Here is a 974-nt window from a genome sequence, read left to right on the forward strand (position 1 = left end):
CCTGGTTGCGTGATGTGATCAGCAAGATCAGCGACTGGCAGTCGAACCGAGTGCATGAACTGCTGCCCTGGAACCTCTCAATCGTAAAATAATATTTACACTACGGCCCTCGTGGGGCGCTTACGGTCGTCGCGCATGCGCTGATACAGCGCGCGCAAACATTCCAGCCCGGCTTCCACTTCGTCATCCTGCTGCTGGCAAATCATGAAAGTGACCCGCTCGCTATCGAACTCGCCGAGGGTGGTGCGGAACACATCCACCTGATTGTTCTCGCAGCCCAGGCCAATGACCAGCACCGCGCCGGCGTTAGGATGGCGCACCATGTTTTGCAGCATGGTACGGGTGTTTTCATGGTCCGCGCCCAATTGTGAGCAGCCGAAAGGATGGGTGAACAAATGGACACCGTCGATATCTTCGGCGCCAAAGGTTTACTTCAAAAACCGCTGCTGGATCTGACGGGCGATACCGTTGACGCAACCGACGGTCGGCAGGATCCACAGTTCGTTGCGAATACCGACCTGGCCGTTGCGGCGCCGGTAAAGCTGCACCTCGCGGTCGGGCATTTGCGGCGGCAGTGCCGGAAATGCCGGCAGGTATTCATATTCATCCAGATCGCTCAAATTGGTTTTCGCGTTTTGGGAATGAATATGCTCGCCGGACTGAATCGGACTTTTGGCGTGGCCGATGGGCAAGCCGTATTTGATAATCATCTCCCCTTCGCCGATCGGCGTCAGGGCGAACTTATGGCCGCGCGCAACGGGCTGACGCAGCGTCACGCGGTCATCGCCAATCGTCACCGTTTCGTCAGCCGGCAGGTCTTGCAGGGCGACCGCCACATTGTCAAGAGTGAATCACCCCGGATAAATTAGAGTCTATACTTTAAAAGTGGAGGTCTCTATGACAACGACCAAACGTTACTCTCCGGAAGTCCGTGAACGGGCAGTTAATCTAGTGCTGGAAACTCAGCATGAGCA

The 974-nt window shown here is 56.1% G+C and carries 1 pseudogene; it reads right to left on the minus strand.

From position 1 onward, the window contains the following. Positions 1–113: 113 nt before the first annotated feature. Positions 114–836 (minus strand): annotated as a pseudogene (locus tag CINSTRO3249_RS16075) (UxaA family hydrolase); the annotation flags it as partial. Positions 837–974: the final 138 nt, after the last annotated feature.

The organism is Candidatus Sodalis sp. SoCistrobi, from assembly GCF_900143145.1.
Classification (GTDB): domain Bacteria; phylum Pseudomonadota; class Gammaproteobacteria; order Enterobacterales; family Enterobacteriaceae; genus SoCistrobi.